Genomic DNA, 19,326 nt, shown 5'->3' with positions numbered 1-19,326 from the left:
CTTTACCCAATCTAAATTAATTACTCTTTTTAATCATGCGTGGGCATGATAAAAGCACTTTCTTTGATTTCACTAACCGGCCATTTGCTGGTAACTGTTTTGCGTCGCGTATAAAAATTGACGCTTTCTTGCCCATGCATATTGGTGTCTCCGAAAGAAGAATGCTTCCAACCGCCAAAAGGATGATTGGCAATAGGAACAGGGATAGGTATATTAATTCCCACCATTCCAACTTGGACCCGTTGGCTGTATTCGCGGGCTGTAAATCCATCGCGTGTGAAAATTGCTGTCCCATTGCCGTATTGATTTCTGTTCACCAAAGCGAGCGCTTCTTCAAAATTATCGGTACGAACAATCACCAGAACTGGTCCAAAAATTTCATTTTGATAGATGGACATGTTTTCATGGACATGATCAAACAGGCAGGGTCCCATGAAGAAACCTTGGGGATGTTCAGAATGCTTAAAGGATCTACCATCAATAATTAATTTTGCCCCTTCACTAATTCCTTTATCGACGGCTGCGAGTACTCGCTCTCGATGTGGCCCACTAATCAATGGCCCCATATCGGTGTTTGGTACATCCCCGGCATTGATCCGAGTGGCTTTAATTTGGGGCGCCATTTTTTCAATTAACGCATCGGCGGTGTGTTCACCTACAGTCACCACGACCGATATGGCCATGCATCGTTCACCTGCTGAGCCGTACGCCGCACCCACAATTGCCGAGGCAGCTTGCTCGAGATCCGCATCAGGCATCACAATGCAATGGTTCTTAGCCCCACCAAAGGTATGGGCGCGTTTTCCATGAGCTGCTGCGGTAGTATAAATATGCTGCGCAACCGGTGTAGAGGCTACTGCAGTGAAGGCGGAGATATCCGGATGAGCCAGTAAATAATCTACGGTTGTTTTATCGCCATGCAAGCAATTGGCAACTCCAGCAGGCAATCCGGCATCACTTAATAATTCCAAGAGACGGACGGGGGCGGACGGGTCCTGTTCGGAAGGTTTTAAAATGAATGTATTACCGCAAGCAATCGCTGGGATCATCATCCAGACCGGAACCATAACAGGGAAATTAAAAGGTGAGACACCCGCACAAACACCTATGGGTTGACGTAATGTATGGCAGTCAATTCCATTGGTTACATCCGCAGAGAAATCTCCCTGGAGTTGATTGACGAGACCGCAATGTAGTTCTACTACTTCGATAGCACGTGCTACAGAACCTTTTGCATCATCTAAAGTCTTGCCATGTTCCCGAGTGACGATGCGTGCTAGATCCAATTGGTTTTTTTCTAGTAAATCGCGGAATTTAAAAAGAATTCGTGCTCTTTTTATTGCAGGAGTTTGTGCCCACTGTGTGCCAGCTTCTTTGGCGGTAGCGATCGTTTTATCGCAGAGTGATTTAGATGCAAAATGCACTTGACCGATCACTTCGCCTAACGCTGGGTTATAGACAGGATGGCTCGTCGTGTTCGTTTCCTTGATTAATTGTCCACCAATATAATGTTGTACAATGTAGCTCATTAACAAACTCCTTTTTATTATTTTTATCAAATTAAGTGATTATTGTAATTGTTTCGGGGAATTATTTATACAATAATAATGAAGAGATTAGGACTAATATAACCTCTTTTTGAATTAACGTAAGGGAGTTCTTTAAACTGGGGTAAGTCGTTAAGGAAATTAATCGATGGGAAAAGGAATTATTTTGCGTGTACCTCATGGTACCGAATTATCATCTGAATTACTACGAGCCTTAGAAAACCGCTTTCCGGGCTATATTCTAGAAACTTACCACAAGAAGCCAGACAATCACCGTAGTTTTGTGCGTCGGGTTAACAGTCTTCATAAAGCATTCACCTTTCTTAGTGATGCTTACCCATTAGCCCCACAAAGCAGTTTTTTGCTCAAAAGCACTTTAGAAGATTATGTAAGCGAATGCGAAGAAGAAGCGTTGTTTGCAAAAGGATCAATGGATGAGTTACATAGGGAATTAGAAAAATACACTGCAAAATTAGTTGAGCTAATTACTTTGGGATGGGATGTTTCCATTAAAGAAGCAATTGAGTTACTCAATGAAGCAGAACAATATGAATTGATGCGTGAAGGTCGCTACGATCTGGCAACATTAACGCCTATGAAGTCGAAAGACGGCGATTATATTCTGCAACTTGACGAATCTCTTCCTCCTCACTACAAGCAATTTAGAAAAGAATTAAAACAAATAAAAGCGTGTAAATATCCAAAAACCCCTTCCTGGGTTTATAAGCTTGAAGAGTATCAACATGCCTATTTTTGTAATCTGAATTCCAGTATAAAAAGCCATCTTGAAGTCACCCAAGACTTTACTAGTTTTTTAATCGAATGGGACTTAATTAAAAAAAGAGCGATTAGTTTAAATGCAGATCTAAAACAAATTGCCTCAGGCTCTCCGCCACTTCCAGCCTGGTTTAATGATTTGAGTCCGCATTTGCAAGAAATGATCCGAGTGTTAGCTCCTGATCCCTCAACTTTGGATTTTCATTTAAACAAGTTTAAGAAGTTAATTGTCTCAGAAAGTTTTAAGAGAGAATGCTCTGCTACAGTAGGGTCCATTTCGAGTCTTCCACAGTGGTACTGGGTATTGTCCGAACATCAACAGTATTTTCTGGAGCATGTACTAAAAGGTTGTGAACGAGTCGAAGATGCAGTTTCTTTTTTATCCAGTCGTCATCGAACGCTGCCTTTGCCGGCAAACTATGCAGTTCACAGTTTATTCGCAGTGAGTCAGGATGGAACATTTCGTGAACTCTCAAAAAAGCGATACCGTTCAAGCCATATTGCCACTCGAGATGGATTAAACTGGCCGGCAGCGGTCCAGCAACGTCATATCGATTCGAATCTGGATAAAGTGATGGAGTATGCGCAACCGGATCAACTTGCAATATTGCAAACCCTAATTAGTCCAATTCACGCAACTGATTATGCAACTTGGATTAAAGATTATTTACCCGCCTTACCTCCAGATCTAGAGCTGTACAAATTAGCACGTGCAGCAGTAGAACGACGTGCTGAGAAGCAAACTATTCTGCAGAATAATCATCCCTATAATTTAGCAAAAAGGCTCTATTATACTCAGTCCACAGATAAAGACAGTTTGAATTTATTGGCTGTTGCCGAGAAATTAGAACCTTCATGTCCAGGCCTTAAGATACTTCTGAAACAATATAAAAGCGTTTTAGAATCCGCTCCAGGAACCGCAACTATTTTTGATTATGCGGGAAGGGAGTTATTTTTGAGTTCTCTGGAGCAGTTAATTATTATGGCTCTTGGAGGGCACCCATACGGCTCATGTGTCAGTGGCAAGGATAGAAAAGCTATAGAGCTTATTCACACTGATGCGATGATTCTTTATAAAGAACTTTATGGATGCTGGCCTGAATTTGATGAACAATCGGATAAAAAAAATCGCATTCGTTTTGTTTCCTTAGTAGCCGATCTGTATATGAGTCGTCATCATCATGAACATGCTGGGCAGAATGCGCCAGGTTCTGAAGGTATCAAAACTCCTGAATGGTACTTACCTGAAGATATTGCTTCAGAAATTAAAAAACGGCTGGATAACGAGAAAGCGCTTAAAGAAGATGATCGGGCTGCAACAGATAATGAGGTAAAAAATATTTTTATTGGAGGCTCCAAAAAAGTAAAAGAATATTTGCTTCCCAAAAAAACATTGCTTTGCCGTTTGGTTGCGCGCCAATTAGGTAAAGCTAACTGTAATCGGCTTTATGATGCGCTCCATTTATTAATCAATGAAAAAAGACTATTTACTCCATCAGAAGATACGAGCGGGCGTTGGACGGTAAAATTCTTTTCTGAGACGGCACCAATGAAATATTTTTCTGAACCCGTAACAATTCCTGATGGAATCAAACAAATTTATGACTTAATGCTGAGTCCTTCTTCTGGAAAAGATAATATAGTTCGTTTGGAAAAGATATTCCAAATAATCTTGGAGCGACCCGAATCAGATGAAAGCCGAACTGAGGCAACCAATTCAGTTTATGGACGTGCACGTGAATTTTTTAAATCACATGACGATGTAGATTTTACGGGAATGGTTGAAAAGACTGTAGAGGAATGGTCCCTTCTGTTTAACAAGTCCAAAGAGTCTCATTTGAGTGAACCAAACGTCTTTCATTAGTTATTTCTATAAAAACACTTTCCATGCAGCGCCCCTGTTTTGATAATGTATAAGATACAGGGGTAAGATCTTCTAACAATCTATTGTTATTAAAGCTTCGAAAGTTTGTAAGCGATGGGAGCGCTTTTTAGCACTTTAAATCAAAAATTTCAGCTCCACCGCCCCTGCCTGATATTTGTACACGGATGAATTGGTAAAATTGGCCGCTTGGGTTGTCATCAAATAATATAAATTTAAAATTACCCTATCAGTTATCGGACCATTTAATCCTAAGCCCCACTGCCAGGTTCTTGAGGGGCGAGAATCTACATTATCGACACCTACAAACTGCCTTCCCAATCCTCCGTCTATATAGTAATGCCAACGGGTTGCATACCTTCTGCCGAATCTCAAAATAGCTGTATCCAAAACATACTTATTGGGACTGAAATAATATGGAGAAACAAACTTACTCCTAAAGGCTTTTTCTTGAAGAATAAAACTTAATCCCAGTTCAGTTGAAAGAAGCGTCGTTACGGACACGAAATATCCATCTCGATTATTGGTGTCACTAAAACGTATATTATTTAGTACACCACGTACTTTAACATAAGGAAGAGGTGCTAAATTGATGTTGCCATGAACTTGAGTTGCAGTAATATGTTGCGATAATGCGGGTAAAGCCTCAACCGCTTCATGAAACCCCTGGACAAGAAAACTCACATAATCGCTAGGTCGATAAGTTAATTGAGAAGACCATAAAAAGGGGCGCCATAATTCATAATCTGAAGGTGCAATTCTTCCACTTAGGATTAGCTGACGCGTAGGTCTTATGGTTTCTCCAAAGTATACGGTCTTGGATACTAACTTGGATAAAGACTGAATCGATGCAGGTTGTTTGGAGAGGGGTTGAGTATAAACAGTATCAATGAACCCGGCCTCACTTTGAAAAATTTGAGACCAATAGTGGCTATAATTGAAAGACCCGCGCGAAATTTGATAATCGTCACTATCAATAGAATAAAAATAACCTGGAGTGATAGCATTGGGCCATGTTGCTTGATTAATTTGCCAAAACGCATCGCTAATGTCCTTTCCTAAAGCAGATTCAGGCGGGATTTTTGCTATGATAGGTTCATAATCGAGCGAAATTTGTTTTGAAATATCCGCCCAATCTGACCAGAGGGAAGATTGTATAGCCGCTACCACCAGTTCAGGGGTTTCATAAATCAAATCAGGTGGGATACTTTTAAATGCACGGATAGGCCTATCTGCATAGGCAAGACTTTTTACTTTCCCGGCCAAGGCTAAATCGAACTCCCTGGAGTTGGTAGGGTATTTAAATATCTCTGCATAAGCTCGTTCAGCACGAAAGTATTGCCCCATCCAGAAATGCATCTTTCCAATTCCCAATAGAGTTGCCACTCTGTCTTTAGGAGTTGTGGCAAGTGGCAGTGCATTCCTATAATAATTTAACGCCAGTCGCGGTTTATTAGTTTGCGCATAACTTAGTGCGGTAAGCATAAATACTTGATAATTGGGTTTATCCAAAAGTAAGGGCTGCAAGAGTTCTAAAGCCTTGTCTCCTTGATCCTTCGAAATATATTCTCTTACTAGGTTTAATTTAATTTGTAGGGGAGAGAGCGCAGGTTTGGCTGTCTTGCGTTCTTTTGCCAACCAATTGTTCATTTTCTTAATGCCTTCGGAAGCAATTTTCTGTTCATCGGCTGTTTTGGCAGAACTAAGGGCTTTTTTATAATAACTCAAGGAAAGGGAAGGTTCATTTATTTCAGCATAGCTTTGTGCTGCCAAACGGAAAATTTTAAAATTTTGTTGGGATTTGAGCAGCGGTTTAAGGATTTCAAGGGCTTTTTTACCTTGATTCGTGTCGATATATTTGATTGCCAAATCCAGTTTGGGATCCTGTTTTGGTGTAGCGCTCTTACTTACTTTAGCTTGAGCAAGCCAAGTTTTCATTTTTTGGATCCCGGAGTTTGTAATTTGGCGCTTAATTTCTGAGTCAGCCAATAACTCTGCTTTTTCATAGTAAAACAATGCAAGGGCAGGCTCATTTAACTCGGCATGGGCCTGGGCTGCTAAAATTAAAACTTCAAAGGGGACTTGGGGCTTTGAAAGTAAAGGCCTCAGCTCCTCCAACGCTTTGATCCCGTTGTTTTCATTGATGTATTTCTTAACTAAGGTAACGTCTACATCACTCTGTTCTACAATTAATGCCTTGTTATATTCAGACAACCATTTGCTCATTTTATCAATGCCTGATTTGGCAATTTGGATTTCGACATCTGAACGGGCCAAAAGGAGCGCCTTATTGAAATATTCCATGGCAACCGAAGGATTATCCATCTCTGCATAAGCCTGGGCTGTTATAATGAACACCTCAAAATTAGGAGATTGGGTTAATAGTGGCTTTATAGCATTTAATGCTTCTTGTCCTTTGTTTTCATCAATGTATTTTTTGGCGATATTAATTCTTGCAGACTGAATAATAGGCTCTTCATTCAAAGTACCATTAACGGGCAATTGTTTAACTTTTTCTATTTTTGAGCGTATGGTTTCAATTTCATCGTTGGTCTGCGCATAGTTTAATGCTCTGTTATAGAATACTAAAGCTTCAGAAGAATTATTTAAAAGTTCATAGCTCTGGGCAGTTAATAAAAAAACTTCATAATTGACTTTATTTACTAATGGCTTAGCTACTTCCAGATCCTGCGGGTTTTTTTTAGATTCAACAGGATTTTTAGTAATATTAAGGCTTTGTTTATTATCACTATTGTTTTGTGATTCAGGCAAGGTGCTGGTTTTTGGCGGTGCTGAAGTGTTGGCAATAGTCGCAAATAGAGTCATCGGAATTACCACGCTTAACGCTCCGATCAATCGGCAATACCCCATTATTTTGTTCCCCACTTTTTCTGAAGACTAAAAATCTCGGACATATAACCATGAATGCAAGCAGGGCTCATAATAAAGTTATAAAACAATAAATAGCATATGAAACCCAGTCTATTTCTCCTTACATGGAGGTTATGGCGTTGAAACACTTTTTTTTGTCCTTTGTATAAGATGGTATTCAAGAGAATTGCTAGAGGGATGACAGTCAGAGTCATTGGACCTGCCATTAAATAAAAGCCAAAGAAGAGGGCAGCAATAACTGCTGGAATAAAAATAAAGAAAAAAGCCGCATCCATGGCAGGGAAAAGTAAATTCCAGTATACAATGAAAGTAATCAGTCTGGGTTGGAGTAGTATGGTTGGGTATGCAATAAACGCCTCGATCAACCCTCTAGCCCATCGGCTTCGTTGCAGGAAAAATTTTTTATAAGTTTCAGGCACATTTGCAAAAGCTATCGCATCTTCGGCAAAATCTATACGATATCCCTTCAATAATAATCCCCAAGTTAAAACGATATCTTCTCCAACTGTATGTTGCCAAAGACCCACCTCGGTAATGCAAGACTTTTTATATAATGAAAAATTGCCTTGTGCCACCAGCGTGCCTTGAAACAAACTTTGCATTCGCTTGACCCCAGCGATACCATGGAAGTACTCCCATTCCTGCATGCGGGTAATCATAGTCGCTCTGGAGTTTTGAATATAGATACTCCCTGCAACGGCAGCCGTAGGGGTAGGCAGGTGCGCGCAATTCAAAAATTTTTTCACAATTTCAGTTAACGCATTTTTCATTAAACACGTATCAGCGTCTAATGTGAGCACATGGTCATATTTCGCTTTTGCGATCCCTGTGTTCAGTGCATGAGATTTTCCCTTGGTCAATTCCTCCAGCACAGTTAAGTTTTCCATTTTCAGTTCTTTGAGCAAAGCAAGCGTGTTATCTGTTGATGCATTATCAATAACAATTACTTCAAAACGCCCCGCATAGTCTTGGTTAAATACCGATTGGATCGATTTTACAATATTTGATTCTTCATTATGTGCGGGTACAATTACGGAGATATCAGGCCATTCATGCACAGGGCGAATTTTGGGTCGTTTGTCGAAAATATAAGAGGCAAGGAAAAACGCATACATAAAACCTGGTATGAGGGCAATAAGTGAAATAATAATCCAAGCCCCAACCCAGTTAACGTACTCACTCAGATCATTTATCCATGGAATTGTTAAATAAATAGATAAGGACAACCACGCAAAGGCAATAAGTAAAACAATTAAAAATTTAAATTTAACCGAAATATACATATAAAATCCTTTTTACTTCCCTGCACTCAATCAAGCTTCACACCCGCAAGGTATACTTAAAAGTGAAACGAAATGGTTGTAATAATCTAATCTGGATACCTAGACAAATAAAAGCCAGTTTAACACCATAATTATTATTATATATTTAAATTAAAGGATATACATTACATCAGTTTATCCTCATTTAGAATCAAAATGCGTTATATGAGTTATAATATTTGAATCAGGGTATAAAATACTGCATAGTAAATAAGAAGAATGGACTCGTGACTCGGTAAATTACGATATTTTTCAATATAAAAAAATAATGGTTTTTAACTGATAGGAAATAACGGATTAGATCCAATGAAATTATACAACATTTTAATTATTGGAAGTTCTGCAGATGTTGTTAACAAAATAACGAATTGGCTCAAAAAAGACATGGCAATAACCACTGCCAAAGACTTGATCGAAGCCAAGGACTTGTTGCAAAAAAAGCATTGGAATCTTGTTATTACCGATATCAATTTGGAAAATAGTAATGTTTTAGAAATAACCAAGATGGTAAAAATATCCAGTCCTTTTACTCCTGTTTTAATCATTACCGCCAATCAAAAAATAGACTTTATCCTGGCTGCTCTAGAGTTCCATGCAGATGCACTTGTATTTAGGCCATTAGAAAAAAATAAATTAGTAGAAACTGTCTATAAATTAGTGAACGAAGCAAGACCTTCACGTGAAAAGCAAAATGTAATTTTGGCCATTGGTGCCCATCCCGATGATGTGGAAATTGGTTGTGGAGGAAGTCTTGTGCTCCATCAATTAAACCAAGATTCTATCCACATTTTGACTCTTTCCTTGGGTGAGAGAGGTGGTGATCCCCAATTACGTAAAATTGAAGCAGAACAGGCTGCCCGCGAATTGAATGCCAATTTATATCTATATAATCTGATGGACACGCAAATCTCGAATACCAGTGTCACCATCAACTATATTGAAAAAGTCATTAAAGAAGTTAATCCAACGCATATCTATACACATTCTTTGCATGACTCCCATCAAGATCACCGCAACGTACATCATGCAACACTTGTTGCCGCCCGTAAGGTTAAAAATATATATTGCTATGCATCTCCTTCATCTACGGTTAATTTTAAGCCCAATCTATTTATTGATATTAAAAGTGTTCTCGAACGAAAATTAGAAATAATAGCTTTATACAAATCGCAATCGGTTTCAAAACCCTATCTTAGCTCCGAGCTCGTATGTGCAACTGCTGCATTTTGGGGACGCTATATAAACTACAGCATGGCAGAGGCGATGGAGGTTATCCGGCAGCAACAGATAAGCTAAAAATCGTCATCCCTTAAGAAGAAATAAATGTACAGGAGGTCACATGAATATTCTTTTAACTGGTGCAGGAGGGGCTTCCGCAATTAGTGTTTGGAAAAGTCTTGCTAAAGACCATACGATTTATATGTGCGATATGGATCCCAATGCTGCGGGTTTATATCTGGTACCTCCGGCTCAACGCAGCTTGTCTTTACCGGGAGATGCACCAGATTTTGTAAATAAGATGCTGGATTTATGTCAAAAGGATAAGATTGATCTCCTTATTCCCACGGTCGATAGTGAATTAGCTCCTTTAGCAGCGCATGACCAGGCTTTTAAAGACATAGGCACAATAATTCCTTTAAGCCCATACCTTACTTTAAAAAATTGTTTTGATAAATATTTGTTACTCAACCTATGTAAAGACACAGCCCCCGTACCGGATTTTCATTTAGTAATGGAAGATGTCTCTTCTTTAAAAATTAGTTTTCCCTGCTTTGCAAAACCACGAGTTGGTGCCGGATCCAGAGGATGCGTGAAAATAACAGATCCTAACGATTTTGAGCGATTGCCCCGAGATGGCAGCTATTTAATTCAAGAATTGTTACCAGGAGAAGAATACTCTGTGGATGTGTATATCCATAGCAGTGGCCGACCTCTTGCAGCAGTACCTCGTTTGAGGATGAAAATTGATTCGGGTATAGCAGTTACAGCGCGCAGTGTCTTTTTTCCTGAATTGCAACAAACGGCTCTTTCAATTGCCAAGGTTATGAATATCAAATATGCGGCCAATATTCAATTTAAAGCTTCTGCCGATAATATATTTAAACTCTTGGAAATAAATCCTCGTTTTCCCGGCACCTTACCTTTAACCACTGCCTCTGGAATCGATATGCCCAAATTACTCATAAAAGATATAAATAATGAAGAGCTCCCTGAGCATCTTATGCCTTTTAAAGAAACGATGATGGTACGCTATTGGACCGAGCATTTTTTACCTTTTAGTGAATGGATGGAATTGTGTCAAAATTAACTCTCTGGTTAATTCGTCATGGTGAGACATTTGTTAACATCCACCAGTGGACGGATAAACCAAATAATTCAGACTTAACACCGCTAGGTATCCAGCAGGCTTGCACTGTGGCTAAAGAAATCAAAAGAGCCCCGGATTTGATTATTCGTTCACCCTTGCAGCGGGTACTAAGAACGGCAGAACCTATTATCAAATTATGGCCGCAGACCCCAGTAGAGATTTGGCCCATAGAGGAGTTCGCTTATTTGTCGCCCATAAAATTAAAAAACATGGATAGTGCAGAACGAAAAAAACGCATCGAATGGTATTGGCAAGAAGCAAATCCCTTATTTTGTGATGGAGAGCAAGTAGAGGCTTTTGCACATTTTATAGAACGCGTTCAAAGTTTTTATGAAAAATTATCTTTACGCACAGGATTTATTGTTGTTATAGGGCACGGTGTTTTTTTTAGGGCATTTCAATTTGGATTAGAGCACGGGTGGGAGGTAACACCCCAATGGATGCAACAGTTTAGACAATTTGAAACTTCCAATCCCTTAAAAAACTGTGAAATTATTAAATTTGATTTACAATCAAAGGGTCACGAGAGCTCGTTGATTGAGTGATTGAATCGAATCAACTGGAATACGATGGGATGATTATGGCTACGGTCTTCAGAGTTTATTTTTTTTTGGGTGTCATCGCTCCTTTAATCATTTTAATTGGATTTACAGTAGCAATAACGAAAAGATACAATTGTACACACGCACCCTTTGACACCACCCCCCCTGCAAGCATCCCTTCCATTCCTAAACCCACGCGAGGATTGGTAACCATTTGGTTTGATGGGGCTTATTCATCTCAAGGTTCGCAAGATGTTTTAAAGCTTATGGATGCAAATAAATTTGTTGCCGCGATCTCTGTTCCCACCGATTCTATATGTGGATATAGCTACTTATCATGGAATCAATTGAAATCATTACAAAATAAAGGTTGGGAAACAGTTTCCTACTCAGTTTCAGGACATTGCAGTTACTTCAGTTATAATTTGGAAAAAGAATTGTTGGCCTCTAAAAAGGTATTACAATCAAGAGGATTGCGCGCTGAAAATTTTGTGGCACCTTGTTCGTATAATAAATCATCTAAAATGATGCAGTTTTCAAAACAATTTTACAGCTCCAGTCGATTTTTAGATGAGCAATTGAACGCCTTGCCTTTAAATGATAAATATAATTTAAAGTCCTATCCCGTATCTAATAAAACAAACCCTGCAGTGATTAAAAGTCTAATAGACGTGGCATCTGACTCTAACAGCTGGCTTATTCTCGTTTTTAACCAAATTGATAATAATGAAATCCCAGGACATATTAACCCTGAAAAGTTTGCGCAAATTTTAGAAATAATTAAACACGCCAAAATTCCGGTTGTTTTGCCTGCGCAAGTTTTAAATCTGAAGGTTCGCTCCCATTCCTAGCTGTCAGCGGTGCTAGCTATTCCTGGGTATTTAGGGTTGAATTATGTTTTATCGAAACTAGATATAATATCGTGTAACATTTGTGCATATCCATTAATTACAATTTGATCCCTTCCTTCAACCATAATTCGCAATAATTGTTCTGTACCCGAAGGCCTTAGTAAAATTCTCCCTTTACCTTTCAAACTCTTTTCCAGATTTTTAACGGCTTGGATTACGTCGGGATGGGAGAGAAGAAAGGTGGCATTTTTGGTTTTAAAATTAATGAGGGCTTGAGGCAACAAATGAATGCTTTGCGTCAGTTCGTATAGTGATTGATTCTGCCTGGTCATAATCGCCAAAACTTGTAAGGCGGTTATAATTCCATCTCCTGTGGTGGTTTTATCAAAACAAATAATATGACCGGAGGATTCTCCACCAAGTTTCCAATTTTTTGCTCGCAGCATTTCCTGAACGTATCGATCCCCTACTTGAGATCGGAGAAAAGGGATCCCTAACGATTTAAGTTCGTGCTCAAGACTGTAATTAGTCATCGAAGTACCTATCACCCCACCGTGTAGTACCCCTCGCTGGTATCTGTCCTTAGCAATAATGTAAATAATCTGATCGCCATTAACCAGATTGCCATGGGAGTCTATTAAAATAACTCTATCCCCATCACCATCCAAACCAATACCGATATCCGCACCTGAATCGAGGACTTTTTTCCGTAATAACTCAGGTGCTGTGGATCCACAATTGTGATTGATATTAAAACCATTAGGCTTCACCCCTATGGGAATTACCTTTGCGCCTAATTCAGAAAATACATTAGGGGCGATATTATAGGTTGCCCCATTGGCACAATCCACGACTATTTTAAAATTGGTAAAACGGCACTTGAAAGGAATTGTAGATTTACAAAATTCAATGTAACGCCCCGCCGCATCATGAATCCGTATTGCTTTACCTAACTGCGCGGAAGGTACGGTCTGCAATTTTTTCTCTAATTCAGCCTCTATTGCAAACTCAATACTCTCAGGAAATTTTCCACCTTCAGATGAGAAAAATTTAATTCCATTATCTTCAAATTGGTTATGAGAAGCGCTAATTGCGATTCCCATATCCGCTCTAAGGGTTTGAGTAAAATATGCTATTCCAGGAGTAGGCATAGGCCCTAACAATGCAATATCAACTCCAGATGCGGATAAACCTGCTTGTAAAGCAGATTCCAACATGTAGCCGGATATTCGGGTGTCTTTCCCCACTACCGCTTTGCTTCCTGGCTTTTGATTAAGTAAATTTCCTACTGCCCAGCCTAATTTTAAAATAAACTCAGGGTTAATATTTGATTGCCCAACTCGGCCACGTATGCCATCTGTACCAAAATATTTACGTTGACGCATCCTTTCCACCTTAATATTTATTTGGGGGGCCATCTCTAATTAAATATTGCTAGCATCTAGATGCATTATAGCTAAAAAAAGAAAGGAGGGAGTGTCAACATCTATTAAACCAAGGCTCAGTACAGATTGTCCCAATAATTATTTATGGGATATCGCCATTTTTTCCCAATCATCCTCGTTTGCTATGGGACTATCTTCCGCGACCTATTTGCGGGAGTCAGCGATGAAGCCCTTGCTTAGAGTAAATGCTCGAGTCCATAAATCAATGTAGATAACCCTAAAACTTTTTGGCAGGACAAAATGATCCCCGGCATAAAAGAACGTCGGTCAATGCAATCGTCCGTAATGGTTAGGGTTTCACCGACACTACCAAAAATGACTTGTTGACGAGCAATAACACCAGGTAGACGCAAGGAATGGATATTGACCTCACCATGTACCCCTCCGCGAGCCCCAGGGATTAATTCTTTGAGATTTAATTTATTTTTAGGATTTTTCCGTGCTGCAGCAATCATTTCAGCAGTTTTTAAGGCAGTCCCGGAGGGAGCATCCAGCTTTTGTTGATGATGTGCTTCAATAATTTCAACTTCGGGAAAATATTCAGCTGCTTTGGCCGCAAAAATCATCATCAAAACTGCACTTATAGAAAAATTAGGGGCAATGATTCCTCCCAGACGGCGGCTCTCACAAAAGGCAGTTAATTCTTTAATTTGGTGGGGTAGAAGTCCTGAAGTTCCAATAACTGGATGGGCTCCATGATTAATAATCGTAAGACTATTTTGATAGACACAATCTGCGCGCGTAAGATCAACCACAATCTGGGCTTGGGTGTCTTTAATGGCTTGCGCCAAATTATCCTCTTTGCCAAGTTGTGCGACTAATTCAAATTCGTTGTGGTTATTTAGAGTTTCACAGGCCATTGAGCCCATCTTACCGTTAGCCCCATTGACAATGACGCGAGTTAACATAGTTCTCCTTATGATCTTATTGTTGCTTTTCTTTTTTGGGAGGATAGTGTGTTCGCAAAGCCCAGCCGGTTGCAAATGGCCATCCAATGACAGTGGCTTGTAATGCTAAGGCGATAAAGGCCCCCCCAGGATTATCATCCATAAGAAATATGACCCATGGAAAGAATAAGGCAATAAATAATATAAATAATTTTTTTATAAAATCTGTCATATGTGCTCCATAAGTCGTAATCAAAGGGACAAATTCGGCGAGATACAGAAATCATATCGCATCTATATCAAATTACGACCTTCCTGTTTTCATTATAGGACTATCATGGCCTCTTTTTCTACTTTGATTTCTTGTTTTTATATAAGTATTGAACATGTTTCAGAGTGCTTGCAAACAATCATCAAACATTGTACATTGTGCGCTCATTCCTAAGGCGAATGATTTCATTTTCAGGATATGACATTCAATATCTAACAAGGGTCCACTAATGAGAAAACAGGAGCTGCACCCACGCACCGCCGTTATTAATAAAGCTCAAAAAAATAGTTCTAAAAAAGCACGAACAGATGCCTTATTGTGGCTCGCTGCACATTTTCCCGCAGCATTCGATAATTCATTAAGAATCCGTCCATTAAAAGTGGGGATTATGGATGACATTTTGCTGCATGCCGATGAAGCTGAAAAATCAGGAATTTCCAAAAGTAAATTAAGAGAAGCCGTGGTTATATTTACGCGTCGACTTGATTATTTGGCATGCCTCAAGCTACGAGAGATGCGTGTTGATTTACAAGGTAACGAAGTTGCTGAGGTAAGTGAAGAAGAGGCGGAACATGCTGCGACCAAAATTAGAAAACGTGTTGAAAAAAGTGTAAGAAACGCTCGAAAAACGCAAGTAGAAAAGACGACACATCAAGCCGCTTCTACCCCACAAAGTACGACTTTTCAATCGCAGGTAACGACCCAATCGTCCTCATCCACTGAGGCTCACTTTCCTACCTATCCAGTCCGTTCTTCAACCTATAACAGCTTAAATACCCCAACACAACCCCCGAGAACTACGGCTGTAGTCGTTAAAAATAAAACGACAAGGCAATATGATCCAGATGCAGTAGCACGTTTGAAAGAGAAATTGGGGTTATCTCGAAGTGAGAAAAAGGAAATCATCGAATAATTCACTTTTTACTTCGAATTATGTCGCCTGGGTGCAGCATAGCGATACCCAGGTTCTTCCGCAAACCTAACCCCGCATTAACTTCATGATCCCTTCAAAATACAAACAGCGTTCATATATTTTATATTAAGAAATGAAAGTTAATGAAATAACTATTTGAATGTTAAATATTATTGGCTAATATCAACCGATTCCGTTTTTAATCGATATGGGGGCGTTGTGTTTAAAAAAAGAGAAGCGCAAAAGGCAACTAACAAAGGACACTTTTCTCAAGTTCCGAATGACGTAATCTATCTGGTGATGTTTTTTCTTGACGTGCAGTCTTTAAATCATTTAGCTAGGACTAATTCAACCTTCAAAGAACTGGTTTTTAAATATCCAAAGCAGCTCTACGTTAAAATATGTAACAAAGAATATAATGGAACCTATTCACAGATACATACTCAATTTGTAGAGCACCTACGAGTCCAACAGGCTGAACTTGTTCGCCAAAAGCGAGAGGAAAAAGAACAAACGATTAAAGAACTTAAGATTGCCGTTAAAGCCAAAAAAAATGATATCAATCAAACATGGAACGTTCCACTAAGTAAATCGTGCATCACCCCAGAAGAGAAAGTTGCAGTCGGTTGCGGTTGTACTTTCGGTGTAATCGGAGGCATTCTAGTTTCCTGTTTTACTCCTCTACCTTGGATCATAGCCACGGGTTTGGGTATGGGGGTAGGGGGCACAACACCTTTAGTTGTTTCTCGAACGATCCGTTGTGGTTGTGGAAAATGTTTGGAATGTAAAGAACAAGAGCTCGCTGCAGAGGAGGAAAATTTCCATAAAGATTATCCTTCTTCTCCAATTATGAAAATGTGAGCCATTGGTGCATAAGCCTTCGATTTTACATCGGTTCTATTGCAATGGAGCGGGTGATGGGAATCGAACCCACGCCATCAGCTTGGGAAGCTGAGGTTCTACCATTGAACTACACCCGCAAAATAGTAGATGGACTGTTCTTCTATCTACTATCCTATAACTAAGTCTAGACCCGAATAATCTCCATGCTATTTGTACCTCCTGCGGTACCGATCATTCGACCCCGTGTTAATAAGACAAAGCTTTTTGATCCAAGATGACCTGATTTTACCAGCTCTTCAAGCACTTGTTGATTCAATGTTTCCGCATTAAATTGATAATAATTCATGAACACTGGAAAAACATTATGGACAAGGCACAAACGACCTATGGTTCGTTTGTTAGCAGAAACCGCGATAATAGGGACTCTACTTTGTTGTCTGGAGATCCATAAAGCGGTATCCCCTGATTCGGTCAACGTAATAATTGCTTGGATGGGAAAATGATTGGCTGCATGCATGGTTGCCATGGCAATAGCCTGATCCGCTCGCTGATAATGGCAGGCTTCAGTTTTATTGTTGTGATAGTAAAAACTAGCATGTTTTTCAGTACTCAGGCAGATCTTATTGACCATAGTCAACACCTTAACTGGGAATTGGCCACTGGCTGTTTCCGCAGACAACATCACGGCATCTGTCCCATCCAATATAGCATTGGCAACGTCTGAGACTTCTGCGCGGGTAGGCTGAGGATTGTTAATCATCGATTCCATCATTTGGGTTGCGGTAATGACTACTTTATCTAATCGACGTGCTTCACCAATGATGTGCTTTTGGATTGCAGGGACTTCAGCGGCACCTATCTCAACTCCTAGATCGCCACGCGCAACCATGATTGCATCTGCCTCTTGAATTATTTCGGTTAGATAGTGTAATGCTTCCGTGCGTTCAATTTTAGCAATAACGGGTATTTTTTTGCCAAATTCAGTCATGAGCCTACGAGCATGGCGAATGTCCTCAGCGTCTTTTACGAAAGACAAACTGATGTAATCTACTTCAGCTTCGATGGCTGTACGTAAATCACGCTTGTCTTTATCTGTCATGGTCCTGGCTGCTAACCCGCCTCCCTTTCTGTTTAATCCCTTAAGATCACTTAAGCCCCCGCCTTCAATAACACGGCAATGAATTTTGGAGCCAGATATACTCATAACTTCCAACTCAACTAAACCATCATTTAGTAATAAATGATCTTCTGGAGCCAGTTCACGAGCAAGGTCGGGATATGCGACAGAAACTTCCTGTTCATCTCCTAGTAATTCTGCGGCATTACAATCCAAAGTAAACTCTTGGCCTTCAATCAAAGTGATCGATTTCTCTTTAAAACGACCGATACGAATTTTAGGCCCTTGTAAATCAGCCATTACTGCCAGTGGACAATTTAATTCTTCTGCAATCCCTCGAACTAAAGCAATAAGTTGTAATGCGGAGGCGTCAGCATGGGAAAAGTTAATCCGTACCACGTCAACACCTGCGGTTAACATGGCACGAAGTGTCGCCGGAGTATTACTAGCCGGCCCTAATGTGGCAACGATTTTAGTTTGTCTTAACATCTTTTGCACGCTCCTGCAAAATGGCAACAGCTGGCAAGGTTTTTCCTTCTAAACACTCAAGAAATGCCCCACCTCCCGTGGAAACATAAGAAATTTGCTGATTTAGGTCATAGAGATCGATCGCAGCAAGCGTGTCCCCACCACCTGCGATGGAAAAGGCATCACTTTCGGCAATTGCAATCGCCAACGCCCGGGTTCCATAAGCAAATTGTGCAAATTCAAAAACTCCAACCGGGCCATTCCAAATGATGGTTTTAGCCTCATTAATAATGTCGACATACTCACTAACGGTCATGGGACCAATATCAAGGATCATGTCATCAGTGGCAACATTCTGTAACGACTTATTATATGCGGGACATTGTTCACTAAACGATTTACCGACTACTACATCAGTGGGTAAAGGTATGCGACATCCTTTTTCTTCAGCAATTTGGAGAATTTCTCGTGCCTCATCCAGTAGTGCTTCTTCGTAAAGTGAAACCCCAATTTCAAAACCCCGGGCTTTAAGGAATGTATTTGCAATACCCCCTCCAGGGATTAAGTAATCAACCAAAGTGACTAATTGACGTAATAAACTGAGTTTAGTAGAGACTTTGGCACCACCAACGATGGCAACAATCGGTTTCTGGGGCGCTGCGAGTGCTTTCTCTATGGCGTTGAGTTCACGAACTAATAAGGGACCTGCAACGGCAACTGGTGCATATTGAGCGACACCATAGGTAGAAGCTTGGGCTCGATGCGCTGTACCAAAGGCATCCATAACAAAGACATCACAAAGGCTTGCAAGTTTTTTGGCTAGCTGCTCATCATTATTCTTCTCACCCACATTGAAACGTACGTTTTCGCAAACGACTAACTCTCCTGGTTTAGCAACCACACCATTGAGGTAATCACTTACGAAATAAACAGGATAGTTCAAATGTTTTTGCAAGTATTCTGCAATAGGTTTCATCGAAAAGCGTCGTTCAATCTTTCCTTCTTCAGGACGGCCTAAATGAGATAAAACCATCACTGCCGCACCAGCATCTAAGGCTGCTTTTAAAGTGGGTAATGCCGCTTGCAAGCGTTGATCGCTGGTAATAATTCCCTCTTTGATTGGAACATTTAGATCTTCACGAATTAGTACCCGTTTCCCAGACAGGTCTATATCGCTCATTTGTATCAGACTCATCAATAT

General features: G+C 40.0%; 15 protein-coding genes and 1 tRNA gene. 7 read left to right on the top strand and 9 right to left on the bottom strand.

The features are described 5' to 3' along the window. Nucleotides 1-29 precede the first annotated feature (29 nt). Nucleotides 30-1,529, bottom strand: coding sequence for a CoA-acylating methylmalonate-semialdehyde dehydrogenase (locus tag ACWTE2_RS06595; RefSeq protein WP_454784707.1), 1,500 nt, complete (start codon nucleotides 1,527-1,529; stop codon nucleotides 30-32). Between the two features lie 166 nt (nucleotides 1,530-1,695). Here ACWTE2_RS06595 and ACWTE2_RS06590 point away from each other — a divergent pair, with 166 nt between their 5' ends. After that, nucleotides 1,696-4,188, top strand: coding sequence for an oxidoreductase (locus ACWTE2_RS06590; protein ID WP_454784706.1), 2,493 nt, complete (start codon nucleotides 1,696-1,698; stop codon nucleotides 4,186-4,188). Nucleotides 4,189-4,323: 135 nt separating this feature from the next. Here the strand turns inward: ACWTE2_RS06590 and ACWTE2_RS06585 are convergent, their stop codons facing one another. Continuing rightward, nucleotides 4,324-7,062, bottom strand: a complete 2,739-nt coding sequence (locus ACWTE2_RS06585) for a tetratricopeptide repeat protein (RefSeq protein ID WP_454784705.1) — start codon at nucleotides 7,060-7,062, stop codon at nucleotides 4,324-4,326. A gap of 14 nt (nucleotides 7,063-7,076) precedes the next feature. After that, nucleotides 7,077-8,381 carry a glycosyltransferase family 2 protein gene (locus ACWTE2_RS06580; protein WP_454784704.1) on the bottom strand — a complete coding sequence of 435 codons (1,305 nt, stop codon included), beginning with the start codon at nucleotides 8,379-8,381 and terminating at the stop codon, nucleotides 7,077-7,079. Between the two features lie 345 nt (nucleotides 8,382-8,726). On the opposite strand from ACWTE2_RS06580, the gene ACWTE2_RS06575 reads away from it, so the two are divergent. Genes ACWTE2_RS06575 through ACWTE2_RS06560 form a run of 4 tightly spaced genes read left to right on the top strand, consistent with a single transcriptional unit; the run spans nucleotide 8,727 to nucleotide 12,181 of the window. Continuing rightward, nucleotides 8,727-9,716, top strand: a complete 990-nt coding sequence (locus tag ACWTE2_RS06575) for a PIG-L deacetylase family protein (protein WP_454784703.1) — start codon at nucleotides 8,727-8,729, stop codon at nucleotides 9,714-9,716. A 43-nt stretch (nucleotides 9,717-9,759) separates the two neighbouring features. Then, on the top strand, nucleotides 9,760-10,728 hold the full coding sequence (locus ACWTE2_RS06570; protein WP_454784702.1) for an ATP-grasp domain-containing protein: 969 nt from the start codon (nucleotides 9,760-9,762) through the stop codon (nucleotides 10,726-10,728). Next, a complete protein-coding gene (locus ACWTE2_RS06565; RefSeq protein ID WP_454784701.1) occupies nucleotides 10,716-11,333 on the top strand; it encodes a histidine phosphatase family protein in 618 nt (205 codons plus the stop codon). Before ACWTE2_RS06570 ends, ACWTE2_RS06565 begins: the two co-directional genes overlap by 13 nt. Then, complete coding sequence (locus tag ACWTE2_RS06560; RefSeq protein ID WP_454784700.1) at nucleotides 11,330-12,181, top strand: polysaccharide deacetylase family protein; 852 nt, start codon at nucleotides 11,330-11,332, stop codon at nucleotides 12,179-12,181. Before ACWTE2_RS06565 ends, ACWTE2_RS06560 begins: the two co-directional genes overlap by 4 nt. Before the next feature lie 41 nt (nucleotides 12,182-12,222). On the opposite strand, the gene glmM is transcribed toward ACWTE2_RS06560, so the two are convergent. The 3 genes from glmM to ACWTE2_RS06545 all read right to left on the bottom strand — a co-directional run bounded on the left by glmM (nucleotide 12,223) and on the right by ACWTE2_RS06545 (nucleotide 14,745). Further along, entirely contained in the window at nucleotides 12,223-13,566 is a 1,344-nt protein-coding gene (gene glmM, locus ACWTE2_RS06555; protein ID WP_454784699.1) for a phosphoglucosamine mutase, read from the bottom strand. A 236-nt stretch (nucleotides 13,567-13,802) separates the two neighbouring features. Next, nucleotides 13,803-14,534 carry a 4-hydroxy-tetrahydrodipicolinate reductase gene (gene dapB, locus ACWTE2_RS06550; RefSeq protein ID WP_454784698.1) on the bottom strand — a complete coding sequence of 244 codons (732 nt, stop codon included), beginning with the start codon at nucleotides 14,532-14,534 and terminating at the stop codon, nucleotides 13,803-13,805. A 16-nt stretch (nucleotides 14,535-14,550) separates the two neighbouring features. Then, nucleotides 14,551-14,745 carry a hypothetical protein gene (locus ACWTE2_RS06545; protein WP_182391965.1) on the bottom strand — a complete coding sequence of 65 codons (195 nt, stop codon included), beginning with the start codon at nucleotides 14,743-14,745 and terminating at the stop codon, nucleotides 14,551-14,553. 268 nt (nucleotides 14,746-15,013) lie between these two features. Between ACWTE2_RS06545 and ACWTE2_RS06540 the strand changes: the two genes are divergently transcribed. Further along, entirely contained in the window at nucleotides 15,014-15,697 is a 684-nt protein-coding gene (locus ACWTE2_RS06540; RefSeq protein ID WP_454784697.1) for a ProQ/FinO family protein, read from the top strand. A gap of 219 nt (nucleotides 15,698-15,916) precedes the next feature. Further along, nucleotides 15,917-16,558, top strand: coding sequence for a hypothetical protein (locus tag ACWTE2_RS06535; protein WP_454784696.1), 642 nt, complete (start codon nucleotides 15,917-15,919; stop codon nucleotides 16,556-16,558). Nucleotides 16,559-16,603: 45 nt separating this feature from the next. On the opposite strand, the gene ACWTE2_RS06530 is transcribed toward ACWTE2_RS06535, so the two are convergent. From ACWTE2_RS06530 to ACWTE2_RS06520, 3 genes are all read right to left on the bottom strand, one after another. Next, nucleotides 16,604-16,677, bottom strand: a tRNA-Gly gene (locus ACWTE2_RS06530). Nucleotides 16,678-16,724: 47 nt separating this feature from the next. Beyond that, entirely contained in the window at nucleotides 16,725-18,146 is a 1,422-nt protein-coding gene (pyk, locus tag ACWTE2_RS06525) for a pyruvate kinase (RefSeq protein WP_454784695.1), read from the bottom strand. Next, nucleotides 18,130-19,320 (bottom strand): phosphoglycerate kinase, encoded by a 1,191-nt coding sequence (locus ACWTE2_RS06520; RefSeq protein ID WP_182391961.1) that lies wholly within the window; start codon nucleotides 19,318-19,320, stop codon nucleotides 18,130-18,132. Before ACWTE2_RS06520 ends, pyk begins: the two co-directional genes overlap by 17 nt. Nucleotides 19,321-19,326 lie beyond the last annotated feature (6 nt).

The organism is Legionella nigrisilvae (genome assembly GCF_977063395.2).
Note: the sequence above shows the minus strand (reverse complement) of the source record. Positions and strands in the feature narration are given on the sequence as shown.